This window comes from Priestia sp. ABM2_011 (assembly GCF_056158845.1).
Genome location: NZ_JBSWUB010000001.1, coordinates 1,397,050 through 1,414,367, shown reverse-complemented (window position 1 = coordinate 1,414,367; position 17,318 = coordinate 1,397,050). Strand labels below are relative to the sequence as shown.

Here is a 17,318-nt window from a genome sequence, read left to right as displayed (position 1 = left end):
CTCTATCTGTTTACTTAATTCGCTTCTTTCTTCAGCTTTCCTGCAATATATGTAAAAATTTCAGCAAACTTTTCGGGAAATTTGTCAACTTCCATCTCTATCCATTTTACAGGCATTTTATTTCGAAACCATGTTAACTGACGCTTTGCATATCTGCGTGAATTTTGTTTCAACTGTTCAACGGCTTCTTCGAGCGTACAGCGTCCCTCAAAATAAGCATAAAGCTCTTTGTAGCCGATAGCTTGAATTGATTGTACATCATGCAGACCACTTTCGTACAATGATTTGACTTCCTCAAGCAGTCCAGCCTGCATCATCATATCGACTCGGTGATTAATTCTCTCATATAATACGTCTCGATCCATTGTAAGTCCAATAATGGTTACATCGTATAATAACTCTTGCGACTGTTCTTTTGTATAGTCACTGAATTTTTTGCCGGTTACTTCATAAACTTCAAGCGCTCGAATTACACGGCGATGGTTATTTTTATGAATAGCAGCCGCACTGTCTGGGTCAATTTCTTTGAGCTTCTCATACAGGGGATCAATGCCATGAGCTTTAATAAATACTTCCATTCGTTCACGAACTTTTTCATCACTAGGCGTTTCTGTGAACTGATAATCATAAATAACGGATTGAATATAAAGACCCGTCCCTCCAACAATCATCGGCATTTTTCCTTTAGCATGAATATCATCGATTTGTTTTCTTACAATCTCTTGAAATTCTGCCACAGAAAACGATTCATCCGGCTCCTTAATATCGATCAGGTAATGGGGAACACCCTGCATCTCTTCTTCTGACACCTTTGCTGTTCCGATATCCATCCCTTTATAAATTTGCATCGAATCACCTGAAATAATTTCTCCGTCTAACTGTTTGGCAAGTTCAATGCTTAATTTTGTTTTACCAACCGCAGTTGGTCCAATAATGACAATAAGTTTTGGTTTCTCTCCCGTCATAACAACACTACTTTCATCTATAGGCATTCACATCATTCCATTTTATCCAAATGGTCATGATTTATTCAACAAAACGGCTAGCTGCAGCTAGCCGCATTGCTTACATCACTCGCTTAAACATTTTTTCCATTTCATACGTCGAATGATGAATAATAATTGGTCGTCCGTGCGGACACGTAAATGGATCCGTTGTTTTTCTTAACGTTTCAAGTAAAGCAAAAATCTCATCGTTTCGCAAATGATGATTCGCTTTAATCGATCCTTTACAGCTCATCATAATAGCCGCTTCTTCTCGTAACTTCTCGATATTGACTCGTTTCATCGTAAAGATTTGCTGAATCATTTCTTCAATGGTTTCCTGTTCCTCTCCTTTTGGAAACCACTGCGGATGTGAACGAACGATATAGGAGTTTTGTCCAAACGGTTCTAAAAAGACTCCTACTTCAGCAAGCATGTCTTTGTATTCTTCTAAAATCAAGGCTTCATTTCCCGAGAACTCTAGCGTAAGCGGCATAAGCAGTTCTTGAACTTCTGAATCTACTTCTCCAAGCTTTCGCTTAAAATATTCGTACTTAATTCTCTCCTGCGCCGCGTGCTGATCAATAATAAATAATCCTTTTTCATTTTGTGCCAAAATATACGTTCCGTGCATTTGTCCAATTGGGTACATCGCAGGAACACGCGGTTCTGGCTGTTCTTTGGCTGAACGGTTTGGTTCTGGAATAGGTGCGTTTTCTTCCACCGATTCTTCATAGTGTTCTATTTCTCGAAACGTTGGCTCAAGTTCTTCATCTTGACGTATGACCTCTGTTTTAACAGGCGGCATGATCTCGTCTACACGAGCGGTAGTCCCCTTAAAGCTAGGCTCGCGAACCGTATCAGACGGCTGATAGCCAGACGGTTTAGACTGATGATCAAATGTAAAGGTCTGCTGCTCAGTTGGCTGCACAGCTGATTTTGACTTGGTTGGTACTACAGCATCCGGAATTAACTGCTGCTTTTTAAAAGCAGCTTTTACTCCTTGTTCAATAAGCTCAAACAGCTCCGCTTCTTTACTTAAACGCACTTCTAGTTTCGCTGGATGAACATTCACGTCCACTAACAAAGGGTCCATTGTAATGGTTAAAAACACGATTGGAAAACGGCCGATAGGTAAAAGGGTATGATAGCCCTGCTGTACCGCTTTTAACAAACCGTAGTTTTTAACAAAACGACCGTTAATAATGGTGGACATATAGTTGCGAGAAGCTCGTGTAATTTCAGGAAGGGCAACGTAACCATTCACTTCATAATCAAGAGACTGAACGTTAATCGGAATCATTTTTTTGGCGACTGCCATTCCATAAATAGCTGCAAGCACTTGGCGCACATCTCCGCTTCCGTTCGTATACAGAAGCTGTCTTCCTTGATGCATCAGCCGAATTGAAACTTCAGGATGAGACATCGCAAGGCGATTGACGACATCCGTTACGTTACCAAGCTCCGTGTTTACCGTCTTCATATATTTTAAACGTGCAGGTGTGTTAAAAAATAGGTTTTCAATAACAAGTTCGGTACCTTTTCGGCTTGACGTTAATTCGTGATGAACGATTTCTCCGCCTCTAAGTTTAAGGTGAGTGCCGGCTTCTTCTCCCGTACTCGTTTTGAGTTCAAGCATTGAAACCGAAGCAATACTTGGCAAAGCTTCACCGCGAAATCCTAACGTTCGAATTCGAAATAAATCTTGTTCTGTTTTGATTTTACTTGTCGCATGTCTTTTAAAAGCGGTCAAGCAGTCTTCAGAAGCAATGCCGTCTCCATTATCCAATATACGAATTTTTGAAAGCCCAGCTTCTTCTAGTTCAATTTCAATAACTGTACTGTTTGCATCAATAGCATTTTCGACTAGTTCTTTCACCACCGAAGCAGGTCGTTCAACAACCTCTCCGGCAGCAATTTTATTTGAAAGTTCGTCTGAAAGCTGCACAATTTTACCCACAGACTCACTCCTCTCAATCTATTTCTTTTTTAATGATTTTTGCAGTTCATACATCGCATTCATTGCGTCTAAAGGCGTCATTTCTAAAATATCGAGCTCTTTTAAACGATCGATAATTGCTTTTTCACGTTTTGAAAGCGCAGGCTTTTCTTTTTTCTCTTCTATTTCAAAGAACGAAAGCTGATTGGCTTCATCTGCTTTTTTACGATCTGCACGTTCTTCTTGAACCAAAGAAGCACCTTCTTGTGGAACTTGTTGTGTTATCTCTTCTCTTTTTGGAGCCTGACGTACAGGTTCACGCTCAGAAAATTGTTCTAAATCGTGTAAGATGACGCGAGCTCTCTCCAGAAGCGGATCTGGAAGTTCTGCTAGTTCCGCTACGTGAATACCATAGCTTTTATCTGCGGCACCATCTTTGATTTTGTGTAAAAAGACGACTTTCCCATTTTTTTCAACCGCGCTTACATGAACATTTTTAAGCGCAGGAAGCGACTCATCGAGTACGGTTAATTCATGATAATGAGTAGAAAATAGTGTCTTACAGCCAATATGTTCATGAACGTATTCAATAATTGCTTGAGCAAGAGCCATTCCGTCATACGTAGACGTGCCCCGTCCAATTTCATCTAACAGGATCAGACTCGACTGAGTGGCATTTGTCACTGCATTCTTCGTTTCTAGCATCTCGACCATAAACGTACTTTGACCTGAAATTAAGTCATCAGCTGCTCCGATACGTGTAAACACTTGATCAAAAATCGGCAGAACCGCTTCGTCAGCTGGCACAAAACAGCCAATTTGAGCTAATATCGCCGTTAAAGCGACCTGACGCATGTACGTACTTTTACCAGACATATTTGGTCCTGTAATCAGTAAAATTGAACTATCATCTGTCATTTGACAGTCGTTTGGCACATATTCCTGCGAATTCATTACTTTTTCTACTACTGGATGGCGTCCATTTTGAATCGAAATGTCTTCACTTGAAAAAATAGGCTTAGTGTAATGACGTTCTTCACTGATTTTTGCAAAGCACTGCAGTACGTCAAGCTCACTTACTTTTTTAGCAAGTTCTTGCAGCCTTGGAATATATGCTTTTACTTCTTCACGAATTTGTAAAAACAATTCATATTCCAGCTCTACAATTTTCTCTTCCGCTTCTAAAATCAGCGCTTCTTTTTCTTTCAGCTCAGGCGTAATAAAACGTTCTGCATTGGTTAACGTCTGTTTTCGTTCATACATTCCTTCAGGCAAAAGATGCAGATTTGCCCGCGTTACTTCTATATAATAGCCGAACACGCGATTATAACCAATTTTCAGTGAGCGAATCCCTGTTTTCTCACGCTCTTGCTGTTCAAGTGACGCAATCCACGTTTTTCCGTTTCGGCTTGCATCTCGGTATTGATCAAGCTGTTCATGATAGCCGTCATTAATAATGTCTCCTTCTTTAATTGACAAAGGAGGGTGCTCTTTTAATCCTCTTTCAAGAAGATTAGCTAATCGCTCACAAGGATCAATGTCTTCAACAAGCTTTGTGGCATAAGGATGATTCAAACGATTCACAACCTCTTGAATATGAGGCACATTTTGCAATGATTTTTTTAATTGAATTAAATCACGAGCATTTACATTCCCAAAAGCTACTCGACCAGCTAAGCGTTCTAAATCATATACGTCTTTTAACAACTCACGCAGTTCTTCTCGTTCAAAAAACTGTTTCATTAAGACATCTACCATATTCAAACGATTATCAATATCCGCTTGTTTTAAAAGCGGACGGTCAATCCAATTTTTTAATAAACGGCCGCCCATTGCCGTAACGGTCTGGTCTAATAGCCATAGAAGCGAGCCTTTCTTTCCTTTTGAACGAATCGTTTCGGTTAACTCTAGGTTTCGCTTAGAGAACAAATCAATTTTCATATATTCATTGATTTGATAAAACTGCACGGGCTGTAAGTGCTCAAGCGAACGCTTCTGCGTGCGAGTTAAATACTGAAGAATACGCGCAAACGTTGTAATAAGCTTTTGCTGCTGAAGCGACTCTACTAAATAATCTAGTCCTTCTACTTGATCTGTACTATTCTCATAAGAAATGGTAATCGTCATGCGCTCTTTTAGTGTTTGTAATAAGTCAGCAGGAAACTCAGAGCTTACAACGACTTCTTTTGCTTCTTTTGCATAAATCTCTGAGACGATATCGTGAAATGAACTAACAAGCGTTACGCTGTTTTCTCCTGTAGACAAATCAGAAAGAGCAAGACCAAACGTTTGATCCTCGAACGCAGTAACAGAACAAATATAGTTATTTTCCTTTTCATGCAGTCCGCGTTCATTCATCAGTGTTCCGGGTGAAATCACCTGCACCACTTCTCGCTTTACAACACCTTTTGCATGCTTAGGGTCTTCTACCTGCTCACAAATAGCTACTTTAAATCCCTTTTCAATTAAACGCTCGATATACGTAGGAGCAGAGTGATACGGAACCCCGCACATCGGAATTCGCTCTTGTCCTCCTCCGTCTCGACTTGTTAATGTTATTTCAAGTTCTTGAGAAGCTGTCGTAGCATCTTCAAAGAACATTTCATAAAAATCACCTAATCTAAAAAATAAAAAGGCATCTTGATACTCTGCCTTAATTCTCAAATATTGCTGTATCATTGGCGTATACGCTGCCATACTATTCCTCCATACCACATCTAGTTGTGCGTTTTTGCTACACGTATTATAACATAAGTCTTTCTTAAACTTAATTTATTCAAATAGAACAATCTTCAATTTCTTTTCATCAAACAAATAAAAAAGCTTCGGACGAAGGAAGAAGCTTGTCCGAAGCTTTTCATTATTTACTGCTGTTCAAATGACTATGCTTACGTCCGTATAAGAAGTAAACCACTAGCCCTAGTACAAGCCAAATTACGAAACTAATCCATGTTAACTTTGGAAGCTGAAGTGCTAAGTATAAACAGAACACAAAAGCTAAAATTGGAATCACCGGCACGAACGGTACGCGGAAACCAGTCGATTCTGAAGTTTGTTTTGATTTACGTAAATATAAAATTCCAATTGATACAGTCATGAAAGCAAAAAGAGTACCGATATTTGTTAACTCTGCTAATCTTCCTAATGGTACTAAACCAGAGAAGATAGATACTAGTAAACATGTAATCCACGTATTTACTACTGGCGTTTGTTTTTTCTCACTGATTTTTGAAAAAGGCTTCGGCAATAGACCATCTCGACTGATCGCATAAAATAAACGAGTTTGTCCATACATCATAACGAGTAATACCGTTGTAATACCAACAATTGCACCTAATGAAATAAATCCTGCTACCCAGTCTTGATTAATGTAGCTTAAAGCAAATGCTACAGGGTTTTTAACATTTAATTCAGTATAAGGGACGATTCCTGTTAAGATAAGCGATACGACGATATAAAGGACTGTACAAATCGCAAGAGATGCGATGATTCCAATTGGCATATCTCGCTGAGGCTTACGTACTTCCTCGGCCGCTGTTGCTACAGCATCAAATCCAATGTAGGCGAAGAATACAGTTGCTGCTCCTGTCGCTACTCCCGAGAAACCAAACGGCATAAACGGCGTCCAGTTTTCTGGCTTAACATAGCTAACTCCTACCCCGATAAACAGAAGTACAACAGCCAGTTTAATAATAACCATGATAGCATTAAAACGTGAAGATTTTTTTACTCCTTGTGTTAAAAGCAAGGTAATTAAGAAAACAATTATAATTGCTGGAATATCAATGTACGTGCCGTTTGCAGGATTGTATGCACTTGTTAAAGCTTTTGGAAAATGTATGCCAAACCCTGCTAACAATCCTTGGAAATACCCCGACCATCCGCTCGCTACAGCAGAAGAAGCAAGACCGTATTCCAAGATAAGATCCCACCCTAAAATCCAAGCAATTAATTCACCAAATGTTGCATAACTGTAAGTGTATGCACTTCCTGAAACGGGAACTGTTGAGGCAAACTCCGCATAACAAAGAGCTGCAAACACACACGCAAGTCCTGACATAATGAAAGATATAACTAAAGCTGGACCGGCATGTTCAGCGGCGGCTACGCCCGTTAATACAAAAATTCCGGTTCCGATAATGGCTCCAATTCCTAACATCGTTAAATCGAAAGCGCCTAAATCCTTTTTTAATTTAACACCTTTAGAGTTGGTTTCACTAATTAACGTTTGAATTGATTTTTTACGAAATAAGCTCATAGTAAACCCCCAAAAATACTTATCTGATATAACTAAATTTTCTGAAAATTAATGCATTATTTTCTTTAGATTTACTATACACTGCGCATTCGACAAAAAGCAATATATTTTTTTATTTTTATAAGAATTTTCTTAAAATAGTAAAAATAAAAAAACTAGGAAGAACTTCTTCCTAGTTACTCATCGTCTCCTAATATAAAATCAGGATCTAAATCTTCAAATTCATCGTCATCTACGTCTAAATCAAACTCGTCTTCATCATCGCAGCCTTTCGGATTTACTGCAACACAAACCTTGGTTTCGCCAATCACTTCCGCCAACAATTCTCTCTCTACTTGAACAATCGTTTTATTGCCATTTGGTGAAATTGTGCACTCTAGGCAATTTGGCTGCTGCAGTACGCGAACAATTACTTCGTAATCGTCTCCAATCGAATCTTCGTCTTTATAGCGCAGCTTAATATTATCTTTGTATGATACGGTTTCCGTCCAAACTTCGGTTTTTGTATTATTATTGTACGAATACCAGATGTTAATATCATATCTGCCGTCAACTTCTACATTGCTGCCGCTTTTCTTTGCTTTGTACTCATGGTTAATCACCCAGCATCCTAAGATGCTTGTTGGTCGATTTTTCGGTGCAAGCGTATGAGACGATTGTGTAAACTTGCGACCTTTACCTACGACTGCTTTTGTAATAATTTCTCTATAGTGTTGTGACATGTGAGCATACCCTCCTCAAACTATCTTCATTTCATCCTATGCAGGCTCATTCACTTGTTTGCACATTATTTTTAAGAAACTAGGTTTAAGGCATAAAAAACCTATGTTCCATTGTATGCAAGGATATAGAAAAACGTGACAATTATTAGAGAGAAAATCTGCCCAATTTTCGTGCAACGTGATGCACAAAAAAATGCCTCAGCAATTTGCTAAGGCATTTTTTCTTTATGAGCAGCTAAATCCAGGGCTGTTTCGCACCTGTGAACCTGTTTCACCGCGCAGTAAATCACCATCTGTTGACACAATAATTTCATCTGTTACTGTGTTTGAAATAGTGTTAGCGACAAGTTGAAGCAAATCATTCACGTTTATTTGAGACTCTTGAAACTGCTGAATAATCGGCAGTTCATCCAGCTCTTCCTGTAAACGATCGATTTTTGCCTCCACTTGTTTTAACGCTTCTGTCTTACCATAATGTTGGAAATTAACAGCTTGTTTTTGCAAACTTTTAATGCTTGCAATGGTTTCACGCACTTTTTGATTTTCGTTAAGCTGAGCTTCGGCACGCTTGAAGAAATCTACTTCTTCCGTTTCAGCGATCATTTTTGCCAGCTCTTGAGCACGTTTAATTACGTCACTCTTGTTATACTGCGCCATATTACTTCACCTCTGCTGTTTCTTCTACCATTTCCCCGTTTAATGTCCATGTTTTGGCTTTTGTAACTTTTACTTTTACAAGTTGCCCAATCACTGACTTAGGTGCTTTGAAGTTTACAAGCTTACTTTTTTCCGTGTAGCCTGCTAATACTTCCGGATTATTTTTACTTTCACCTTCTACTAATACTTCGACAACTTTACCTTCATATTCCTTCAATTTCTTTGCAGAAATTTCATTTACAAGAGCATTTAAACGCTGAAGACGCTCTTTTTTCACTTCCATTGGTACGTTGTCTTGCATCTTAGCAGCCGGCGTACCTTCACGAGGTGAATAAATAAACGTATAAGCACTATCAAATTCAACCTCACGATATAGCGACATTGTTTCTTCAAACTGCTCATCCGTTTCATTTGGGAAACCAACAATAATATCAGTTGTTAATGATGCCGTTGGAATGGCTTCTTTAATTTTACGAACAAGCTCTAAATAATGTTCACGAGAATATTTTCGTGCCATAATTTTTAAGATATCACTGCTTCCTGATTGAACAGGCAAGTGAATGTGATCGACAAGATTTCCACCTTTAGCAAGAACTTCAATTAAACGGTCATCAAAGTCACGAGGATGACTTGTTGTAAAACGGATACGAGCAACGTCAATTTTACGGATTTCGTCCATTAAGTCGCCTAAGCCGTACGTCATGTCTTCAAAATCTTTTCCGTATGCATTAACGTTTTGGCCTAGAAGCGTAATTTCTTTGTAGCCTTGAGCAGCTAAATGACGTACTTCTTGGATAATATCTTCTGGACGGCGGCTTCGTTCTTTTCCTCGCGTATACGGAACGATACAGTACGTACAGAACTTGTCACAGCCGTACATGATGTTAACCCATGCTTTGACGCTGCCTTTACGTGCTCTTGGAAGGTTTTCAATAACGTCCCCTTCTTTAGACCATACTTCAATCACCATTTCTTTTGCTAAGTATGCTTCGTTCAAAATGTGAGGCAAACGGTGAATGTTATGTGTACCAAAAATCATATCCACGTGCTGATGTTTTTGTAAAATTTTATTTACAACTGACTCTTCTTGAGACATACATCCGCAGACGCCGATTAATAGCTCAGGACGCTCGCGCTTTAAGGCCTTCAAGTGTCCTAATTCACCAAACACTTTATTTTCCGCATTTTCACGGATCGCACACGTATTCAATAAAATAACATGAGCATCTTCAACAGAGTCAGTCGGCTCGTAGCCAAGGCCTAGAAAAATACCAGCCATTACTTCTGTATCGTGCTCATTCATTTGACAGCCGTACGTACGGATATAAAACTTACGTCCCTGTCCCATTCCATGAAACTGTTCATCGATTGCAAAATCGTTGTGATAGGAAACTTCTTCTTTTCCTCGTTTTTTCGCATCTTTTAAAGAAGGTGGCATGTATACTGTTTGAAAATATTTGCTGTAATCCTTTTCGGATTTTTTGTCCGCTGGATTAACTTGGTTGCTTTCTAAACGTTGTTTTTCGTTCATAAAAAAATCTCCTTTCGCCATGACAATTGTCACGTTGCACCTGTAAATCGCAAAAAAATGTGACAGCCTTATGCTTATGCATAAAACTCATCACATTAACATAGTATATAACTTTCAAGTAGCGAACACAATCATATACCTATTTTCTATACCTATCACTATGAAAAAATCCGAACGAGCTGGATTCTCCATTAAGAATCTCAATTTACCGTTCGGATTTTCCCTCTACTAAACTGCTTTTATTGCAGCCTCTTTTACATAAATTCAGCCACTAGCTCATCAAATTTTTCCTCAGTCATACCTAAGTCTGCTTTTGACAGCGGCTCTTCACTATAGCCGTGAACAAGCTGCTGATACGACGGCTGATGCGCATTTTGATAAATAAGCCCTGTTACTAAGCCATTATGCTCCATTAACGTCTGCATAGCTTGCATACGATTGTTTGCATCATAACCTTCAATTGTGCTAAGACTAGTTAGGTTTTCTTTAAACCAATCATACGTGTTCACTTTGTTATACGTTACGCACGGGCTAAATACGTTAATTAAAGAAAAACCTTTATGCTGAATGCCTTGTTCAATTAAGCTTGTTAACTCTTTTAAATTCGTTGAAAAGCTTTGCGCTACAAACGTTGCCCCGGAAGTTAACGCCAGCTCCATGACAGATAAAGACGACTCAATTGATCCTTCAGGCGTACTTTTTGTCTTGAATCCTACTTCACTGCGAGGAGATGTTTGTCCTTTTGTTAAACCATAGATTTGGTTATCCATTACGATATACGTTACATCGATGTTTCGGCGAATCGCATGTACCGTGTGTCCCATACCGATAGCAAACCCATCTCCATCACCGCCAGATGCGATAACGGTTAAATCACGATTAGCCATTTTTACACCTTGAGCGATTGGAAGCGCACGTCCGTGAATACCGTGAAAACCATATGAATTAATATAACCAGAGATACGTCCAGAGCATCCAATACCTGAAATAACAGCAAGCTCATGAGGTTCTAAACCTACGTTAGCAGATGCGCGTTGAATGGCTGCTTGTACGGAGAAATCTCCACACCCCGGACACCAGTTAGGTTTTACACTGTTACGAAAATCTTTAAACGTTGCCATTTAACACAAACATCTCCTTACTTTTTGCGTATACTTCTTGCGGAAGAAATGGATTTCCATCGTACTTCAATACGCTTTGAATTTTATCATGACTTGCGATATTCATTTTTAAAATATTAGCAAGCTGTCCAGTAGCATTGTTTTCAACGACAACTACTTTTTTAGCTCCTTGCACGTAAGGAAGCAGTTCGTCAGCTGGGAAAGGATGAATTAAACGAATGTGAGCGTGATTTACTTTTATACCGTCCTGTTCCAAACGTTCCATTGCCTCTTCAATAACTCCACGCGTCGAATTAAATCCAACAAATAAAATATCAGACTCTTTTTCATGAGAGTGAACATGAATTGGCGTATTAAAACGAATTCCTTTTGTTTTACGAAGACGCTTATTCATTTGATCATCGCGGTTCACCGGAGATTCAGATGGCTTTCCTGTCTCATCATGTTCTACTCCCGTTACGTGATGAATGCCATGCTTCATTCCTGGAATGACGCGTGGTGATACGCCGTCTTCTGTTACGCGGTAGCGCTTGTAGTATTGTTTTTCTTCCAACTCTTCTAGCTCTCCTTGCTGAAGCTTGCCGCGGCGGATTTCAACGCGGTTATAGTCAAGCGGTTCTACCGACTGTTTCCCAAGTGAAAGCTGTAAATCCGTTAGCATAATAACTGGACACTGATATTCTTCTGCTAAGTTAAACGCTTCAATCGTATCGTAGAATGCTTCTTCAACCGTACTTGGCGCCATGACGATCTTCGGAATTTCACCGTGCGTACCGTAAATCATAGCCATTAAGTCAGACTGTTCTTGCTTAGTTGGAAGCCCTGTACTTGGACCGCCGCGCTGCGTATCAATAATCACAACAGGCTGCTCAGTGATGCCCGCTAATCCAATCGACTCCATCATTAATGATAGACCAGGTCCAGCTGATGCTGTCAGCGCACGTACGCCTGCATAGTTAGCTCCGATAGCCATCGTACATGCTGCGATTTCATCTTCTGTTTGAATAACAGTTCCACCGAATTGAGGAAGCTTTTTAATTAAGTATTCCATGATTTCTGAAGCAGGGGTAATTGGATATGCTGGCATAAAACGAGCCCCACCGGCTAAAGCACCTAGTGCAATCGCATCGTTTCCAATCATAAACATACGTTTTTTACCATCCGCTGGATCTAGTTTCATTGTTTCTAATTGTTCGCCTAGCTGTTCACGAATGTAATCTGCACCTTTTTTAATAGCTTCCATGTTTTTTTGTACAACTTTTTGGCCCTTTTTACCGAAGATTTCAAGCACTACTTCTTCAAATACTTCTGTGTCAATATGAAGCACAGCACTTGAAGCGCCTACAGCAACCATGTTCTTCATTAGCGACGTTCCTAGTTCCGTTGCAATTTCTGTAAACGGAACAGCGTATAGCGTAGCAGTTGTACATGTTTCGGGCAGACTTGGGTTGAATTTCGCATCTGCAATTACAACGCCTCCTACGCGCAGCTCATGGACGTTTACATCGATGGTTTCCTGATCGAACGCAACTAAAATATCCAAATCATCTGACACAGATCGAACCTGAGTTGTACTCACTCGGATCTTATTATTTGTATGTCCACCTTTGATACGAGAAGAAAAATGACGATAGCCGTATAAGTAATAACCTAATCGATTTAAAGCGGTTGAAAAGATTTCTCCCGTACTTTCGATTCCCTCACCCTGCTGTCCGCCAACTTTCCATGAAAGTTGCTGTACCATAAATCAACGCCACTCCTTTAATTGCTCTTAATATAGAAATCTATTTTATTGATAAAAACTGAAAAAAGTAAATTAGCAAACGATTTCATTTGCTTCTGCATTTCACGAACAAAAATCATCCGCAAAACTCCCACAGCACCTTGTCGCTGTGCAGGATACGTTTCTGCGTGAACAGCTCCATAATCCGTTTTCAATTTTATTCCGATTGCCAGAAAAATGCAACCCTTTCCATTGAATTCTCAATCGTTTTAATTATATTTATATTTAATGAATAAGATGAAGTTTTTTAATGATCTTTTCTGTCTTCACATGAGGCATTAGTATATAAATATCTTCTATAAAAAAAGAGCTTTTCCAAGAAGAAAAAGCTCTTTTTTTATTAGCTGCATACACGATCAGCAAAGTTTTGAAACAGAAAACGTTTTACCTGCTCCTCAGTGTAATGCTTAAGGAGTTCTTCGATTAAATTCGTATACTGTTCATATCTTCCGAGACGATGAACCGTTTTGTCAATGCCGTCAAAGTCAGAGCCAAAACCAACGGAGTATTCGCCTCCTCTTTCACACATGTAATCAAGGTGACGGATCACATCCGCTATTTGCGCTTTGGCAGAGCTCGTTAAAAATTCAGGGACAAACGTGATGCCAATCACGCCGTTTCGCTTTATTAAAGCATGAATTTGATCGTCTCTTAAATTCCGGGGATGAGAACACAATACGTGTGAATTGGAATGAGTAGCCACTACATATTGCGCTAGCTCAATCACATCCCAAAAACCTCTTACCGATAAATGAGAGACATCCGTCCACACTTTATGTTCATTATTCAATTCAACAACTTCTCTTCCAAAAGAAGATAACCCCGCGCCTCGAGGTTCTAAAATACCGTCACACACAGCATTGCTGTAATTCCATGTCAAACCTACTGAACGTACACCCAGTGAAAAAAGTGTCTTTAAACGAACTAAACTGGTATCAATGGCATCGCACCCTTCAAGCGTCAGCATTGCTCCTATTTCACCTTTTTTTAAGCTATCTATATCGTGCTTTGAACGAACCCATTTCACACCGGGAAGCGATAAAATATGACTCTGAAACAGCTGGATCATTTCTAACGCAACATCAAAGCGTTGAGCTGCCGGAACCGCTTCTGGAATATAAATAGCGAATAGCTGAACTTTCCCTTTTGCTTTTTTTATTCCTTCTAACGTCACATGCAGCGCTAAATCATATGTAAAAGATAAACGTTTATTTAACCAGAGCTTCATCAATACATCACAATGAGCATCAAATATCACAACCCACACCCCTTTAGCTCTATACAAAAAGGACCTGTTTGGCTTCTGCGCTTTACAGGTCCGTGGTTTTTATAATTATCGCGGCTCTACAATTAATTTAATGGCTGTTCGCTCTTCTCCATCAATTTGAATATCTGTAAAAGCTGGGATGCAGATTAAATCAACCCCACTTGGTGCAACGAACCCTCTTGCGATTGCTACAGCTTTTACTGCTTGATTAAGCGCCCCGGCCCCAATGGCTTGAATTTCTGCTGCGCCGCGTTCGCGCAGCACGCCTGCTAAGGCACCAGCAACTGAATTTGGATTAGACTTTGCTGAAACTTTTAATATTTCCATATCTAGCTCCTCCTTATTCTTTACAATGTATGATGAGAGATCATTAGACCAATGACTTAATTGATTTCAATGTTACTATATTCACGATATGTCAAACGTATTCCTGCTTGTTTTTCCTAAATATTCAAAAACTTATATTTCTACACCTTTCTTTTTTCTTTTTACGTTTTTGACAAAATAAAAAAGCCAACGTATCGTCTTTCGACACATTGACTTTTTCCCTTTATTCAAAAAACGGATGGTCTTCGTTGATTAAAATTCGCTCTGTTTTTGTTGCTTTCCCCGTCTTTTGATCAATATCAATAACGATTCCACTAAGCTGCGTTCTTCCTTCTTTTGGCACTTCAAATCGAACAGGAAGAGACGTTAAAAAACGCTTAATAACTGCTTCGCGCTCCATCCCTAAAATGCCGTCATAAGGTCCCGTCATTCCTACGTCAGAGATGTAGGCTGTTCCTTTTGGCAATATACGATTGTCAGCTGTTTGAACGTGCGTATGAGTGCCGACAACAGCGCTGACACGACCGTCCACATACCAGCTAATCGCTTGCTTTTCACTTGTTGTTTCAGCATGAAAATCAATAAAAATAAGCGGAGTGCGCTGACGTGCTTCTTCAATCAGTTCATCTGCTTTTTGAAATGGACAATCAAGCGGAGCCATAAACGTGCGCCCTTGTAAATTAATCACGGCTACCTCAAGCTGATTGTACGTAAAATACGTAATTCCCTTGCCCGGTGTACCTTCAGGAAAATTAGCTGGACGAACAAGATTTTTTGCATCGTCAATAAAATCAAAAATTTCACGTTTGTCCCACGCATGGTTACCAAGAGTAATAATGTTAGCCCCTGCTTGTAAGAACTGACGATAAATCTTTTCGGTAATTCCTTTTCCTGAAGCTGCATTTTCTCCATTCACAATTGTAAGTCCCGGAGAGTATTTTCTTTTTAATCTCGGTAAATATTCTTCAACCATTTCACGGCCTGGAGAACCAACTACGTCTCCAATAAATAAAATTCTCATGTAAAAGCTCCTATACTTCATTCTTAATCTGCATCTTCATCTCTACGAAAAAAAATAAAGTGGCGAAACGCCACTTCATTTTTATTTTGCATACTCTACTGCTCTTGTTTCGCGAATAACCGTTACTTTGATGTGGCCAGGATAATCCAGCTCATCTTCAATTCGTTTTCGGATATCTCGAGCAAGTCGATGCGCTTCTAGATCACCAATCGTATCTGGTTTCACCATAATACGAACTTCACGCCCTGCTTGAATTGCAAATGATTTTTCAACGCCTTCATAAGACTCTGAAATTTCTTCTAACTTTTCAAGACGACGAATGTAGTTTTCTAACGTCTCACTGCGAGCACCTGGTCTTGCAGCAGATAATGCATCCGCTGCTGCAACTAGTACAGCAATGATTGATGTTGGTTCTGTATCTCCATGGTGAGAAGCAATCGCGTTAATAACAACCGGATGTTCTTTATACTTTGTAGCTAATTCAACACCGATTTCTACGTGGCTTCCTTCTACCTCATGGTCAATTGCTTTACCAATATCATGTAACAATCCTGCTCGTTTGGCTAACGTTTCATCTTCACCTAATTCAGCAGCCATAAGTCCTGATAAATGCGCTACTTCCATTGAATGTTTCAGCACATTTTGACCATAGCTTGTTCTAAATTTTAAGCGCCCAAGAATTTTCATCAAGTCTGGGTGCAACCCATGAACACCGACTTCAAACGTCGTTTGTTCACCGACTTCACGAATATATTCGTCCACTTCGCGGCGAGATTTTTCAACCATTTCTTCAATACGTGCGGGATGGATACGACCATCTTGAACGAGTTTATCAAGTGCAATTCTTGCTGTCTCACGACGAATTGGGTCAAATCCTGATAAAATAACTGCTTCTGGCGTATCATCAATAATAAGATCAATTCCTGTCAAAGTTTCAAGCGTACGGATGTTTCGACCTTCTCGACCGATAATTCGGCCTTTCATTTCGTCATTTGGCAAGTTAACAACTGAGACAGTCGTTTCAGCAACATGATCTGCTGCGCAACGCTGAATAGCAAGTGAAAGAATTTCTTTCGCCTTTTTATCGGCGTCTTCTTTTGCACGGTTTTCTGTTTCTTTTACCATTATTGCAATGTCGTGGGAAAGTTCATTTTCAACACGATCTAAAATAATCGCTCTTGCATCTTCTCTTGTTAAGCTTGAAATGCGCTCTAGCTCTGTTTGCTGTGCACGTACTACTTCTTCAACTTTGCTTTCCATCTCTTCAATATGCTGTTGTTTAACAGTAAGAGAATCATCTTTCTTTTCAAGTAACGCTTCACGTTTATCAAGTGATTCGTCTTTACGATCAAGATTTTCCTCTTTTTGCATTAATCGATTTTCTTGTTTTTGAAGTTCTGCTCGACGATCACGAATATCTTGTTCTGCCTCTGTACGAAGCTGATGGATTTCATCCTTCGCTTCTAGTAAAGCTTCTTTTTTCAAAGCTTCCGCCTCGCGGGTTCCTTCATCAATAATTTGTTCTGCACTAGACTTTGCTCCCGCAATTTTAGCTTCAGCAATCGATTTACAAACAAAAAAGCCAACAACTGCACCGACGATTAGGCCAAGCAAAGCGAAGATGATTGTATTAGTATCCATCATTTCACCTCCCCTTGCTATAAACTTGTAAGTTTTAAATTTCATGTCGGCATGTACATCGTATTCAC

Annotated in this window: 14 protein-coding genes; all 14 read right to left on the bottom strand. The window is 39.6% G+C overall.

What is annotated here, in order from left to right; all coding sequences use genetic code 11:
* Nucleotides 1-14 precede the first annotated feature (14 nt).
* The 14 genes from miaA to rny all read right to left on the bottom strand — a co-directional run bounded on the left by miaA (nt 15) and on the right by rny (nt 17,250).
* Nucleotides 15-965, bottom strand: coding sequence for a tRNA (adenosine(37)-N6)-dimethylallyltransferase MiaA (gene miaA / locus ACXAE4_RS07420; RefSeq protein WP_098112974.1), 951 nt, complete (start codon nt 963-965; stop codon nt 15-17).
* A 100-nt stretch (nt 966-1,065) separates the two neighbouring features.
* Complete coding sequence (gene mutL, locus ACXAE4_RS07415; protein ID WP_289578365.1) at nt 1,066-2,943, bottom strand: DNA mismatch repair endonuclease MutL; 1,878 nt, start codon at nt 2,941-2,943, stop codon at nt 1,066-1,068.
* An 18-nt stretch (nt 2,944-2,961) separates the two neighbouring features.
* On the bottom strand, nt 2,962-5,619 hold the full coding sequence (gene mutS / locus ACXAE4_RS07410; protein WP_028411377.1) for a DNA mismatch repair protein MutS: 2,658 nt from the start codon (nt 5,617-5,619) through the stop codon (nt 2,962-2,964).
* A 163-nt stretch (nt 5,620-5,782) separates the two neighbouring features.
* Nucleotides 5,783-7,180: an amino acid permease gene (locus tag ACXAE4_RS07405; protein ID WP_028411378.1), complete on the bottom strand. Its 1,398-nt coding sequence runs from the start codon at nt 7,178-7,180 to the stop codon at nt 5,783-5,785.
* Between the two features lie 176 nt (nt 7,181-7,356).
* The gene (locus tag ACXAE4_RS07400) at nt 7,357-7,902 is read right to left on the bottom strand and encodes an outer spore coat protein CotE (protein ID WP_013058796.1); all 546 of its coding nucleotides are present in this window, start codon (nt 7,900-7,902) and stop codon (nt 7,357-7,359) included.
* A 225-nt stretch (nt 7,903-8,127) separates the two neighbouring features.
* On the bottom strand, nt 8,128-8,559 hold the full coding sequence (locus ACXAE4_RS07395) for a YlbF/YmcA family competence regulator (RefSeq protein WP_475235765.1): 432 nt from the start codon (nt 8,557-8,559) through the stop codon (nt 8,128-8,130).
* 1 nt (nt 8,560) lies between these two features.
* Nucleotides 8,561-10,090 (bottom strand): tRNA (N6-isopentenyl adenosine(37)-C2)-methylthiotransferase MiaB, encoded by a 1,530-nt coding sequence (gene miaB / locus ACXAE4_RS07390; protein WP_025601388.1) that lies wholly within the window; start codon nt 10,088-10,090, stop codon nt 8,561-8,563.
* Between the two features lie 254 nt (nt 10,091-10,344).
* Nucleotides 10,345-11,211 (bottom strand): 2-oxoacid:ferredoxin oxidoreductase subunit beta, encoded by an 867-nt coding sequence (locus ACXAE4_RS07385; protein WP_013058799.1) that lies wholly within the window; start codon nt 11,209-11,211, stop codon nt 10,345-10,347.
* A complete protein-coding gene (locus ACXAE4_RS07380; RefSeq protein WP_013058800.1) occupies nt 11,198-12,955 on the bottom strand; it encodes a 2-oxoacid:acceptor oxidoreductase subunit alpha in 1,758 nt (585 codons plus the stop codon). The genes ACXAE4_RS07385 and ACXAE4_RS07380 overlap by 14 nt, the downstream gene beginning before the upstream one ends.
* A 17-nt stretch (nt 12,956-12,972) precedes the next feature.
* Nucleotides 12,973-13,149 (bottom strand): hypothetical protein, encoded by a 177-nt coding sequence (locus tag ACXAE4_RS07375; RefSeq protein WP_155017479.1) that lies wholly within the window; start codon nt 13,147-13,149, stop codon nt 12,973-12,975.
* A gap of 185 nt (nt 13,150-13,334) precedes the next feature.
* Nucleotides 13,335-14,252 carry a dipeptidase gene (locus tag ACXAE4_RS07370; RefSeq protein ID WP_042991934.1) on the bottom strand — a complete coding sequence of 306 codons (918 nt, stop codon included), beginning with the start codon at nt 14,250-14,252 and terminating at the stop codon, nt 13,335-13,337.
* 75 nt (nt 14,253-14,327) lie between these two features.
* Nucleotides 14,328-14,588 (bottom strand): stage V sporulation protein SpoVS, encoded by a 261-nt coding sequence (gene spoVS / locus ACXAE4_RS07365; RefSeq protein ID WP_003181955.1) that lies wholly within the window; start codon nt 14,586-14,588, stop codon nt 14,328-14,330.
* Nucleotides 14,589-14,811: 223 nt separating this feature from the next.
* On the bottom strand, nt 14,812-15,609 hold the full coding sequence (locus ACXAE4_RS07360; RefSeq protein WP_028411380.1) for a TIGR00282 family metallophosphoesterase: 798 nt from the start codon (nt 15,607-15,609) through the stop codon (nt 14,812-14,814).
* Between the two features lie 81 nt (nt 15,610-15,690).
* Nucleotides 15,691-17,250: a ribonuclease Y gene (gene rny, locus ACXAE4_RS07355; protein WP_013058803.1), complete on the bottom strand. Its 1,560-nt coding sequence runs from the start codon at nt 17,248-17,250 to the stop codon at nt 15,691-15,693.
* Nucleotides 17,251-17,318 lie beyond the last annotated feature (68 nt).

Coding starts and splice junctions, on each gene's coding strand:
- miaA (WP_098112974.1), bottom strand. CDS start 965: ATGACGGGAGAGAAACCAAAACTTATTGTCATTATTGGACCAACTGCG.
- mutS (WP_028411377.1), bottom strand. CDS start 5,619: ATGGCAGCGTATACGCCAATGATACAGCAATATTTGAGAATTAAGGCA.
- ACXAE4_RS07405 (WP_028411378.1), bottom strand. CDS start 7,180: ATGAGCTTATTTCGTAAAAAATCAATTCAAACGTTAATTAGTGAAACC.
- ACXAE4_RS07400 (WP_013058796.1), bottom strand. CDS start 7,902: ATGTCACAACACTATAGAGAAATTATTACAAAAGCAGTCGTAGGTAAA.
- ACXAE4_RS07395 (WP_475235765.1), bottom strand. CDS start 8,559: ATGGCGCAGTATAACAAGAGTGACGTAATTAAACGTGCTCAAGAGCTG.
- miaB (WP_025601388.1), bottom strand. CDS start 10,090: ATGAACGAAAAACAACGTTTAGAAAGCAACCAAGTTAATCCAGCGGAC.
- ACXAE4_RS07385 (WP_013058799.1), bottom strand. CDS start 11,211: ATGGCAACGTTTAAAGATTTTCGTAACAGTGTAAAACCTAACTGGTGT.
- ACXAE4_RS07380 (WP_013058800.1), bottom strand. CDS start 12,955: ATGGTACAGCAACTTTCATGGAAAGTTGGCGGACAGCAGGGTGAGGGA.
- spoVS (WP_003181955.1), bottom strand. CDS start 14,588: ATGGAAATATTAAAAGTTTCAGCAAAGTCTAATCCAAATTCAGTTGCT.
- ACXAE4_RS07360 (WP_028411380.1), bottom strand. CDS start 15,609: ATGAGAATTTTATTTATTGGAGACGTAGTTGGTTCTCCAGGCCGTGAA.
- rny (WP_013058803.1), bottom strand. CDS start 17,250: ATGGATACTAATACAATCATCTTCGCTTTGCTTGGCCTAATCGTCGGT.